Source organism: Psychrobacter sp. 1Y4, from assembly GCF_051847555.1.
Genome location: NZ_JBPYDE010001013.1, coordinates 1 through 549, shown reverse-complemented (window position 1 = coordinate 549; position 549 = coordinate 1). Strand labels below are relative to the sequence as shown.

Genomic DNA, 549 nt, shown 5'->3' with positions numbered 1-549 from the left:
TTAATATTTATATCTTTAAAACTTTTTTGTATTTGAAACTGAAGAGATACCCATGCTAAAGAAGTTTGAGCTTTACTTAGAAAAAACCATATTTAATAGCCGCTGGATACTGGCGCCTTTTTATCTCGGGTTGGTGTTAGGTATTATTTTATTATTTATTAAGTTTGTCCAAAAGCTATGGTATATGTTTGCTGACATTCTGACGGACTCTGAAGCCAGTGTGATTGTAGACATACTGGTATTGGTTGATATCTCGCTGGTTGCCAGCTTATTGCTCATCATTATATTCAGTGGCTATGAGATTTTTGTCTCAAAAATCGACTCTGGCACTCATGATGATCGTCCCAGCTGGATGGGAAAAGTGGATTTCTCAGGCTTAAAATTAAAAGTCATCGGAGCGATCGTCGCTATCTCGGCGATTGATCTTCTGAAATCCTTTATGGATATCTCCAGTGGCATGAGTGAGCTTGATGCTGACAAGCTCATGTGGAAAGTTGTTATTCACATGACCTTTGTATTGTCTGGCTTGTTATTCGCTATTATGGATAA

Annotated in this window: 1 protein-coding gene; it reads left to right on the top strand. The window is 37.7% G+C overall.

Going from position 1 to position 549, the window contains the following annotated elements:
* Positions 1 to 52 precede the first annotated feature (52 nt).
* Positions 53 to 549, top strand: a 497-nt coding sequence (locus tag ACS8FC_RS20150; protein ID WP_439298091.1) for a TIGR00645 family protein, incomplete at its 3' end; no start/stop codon positions are given.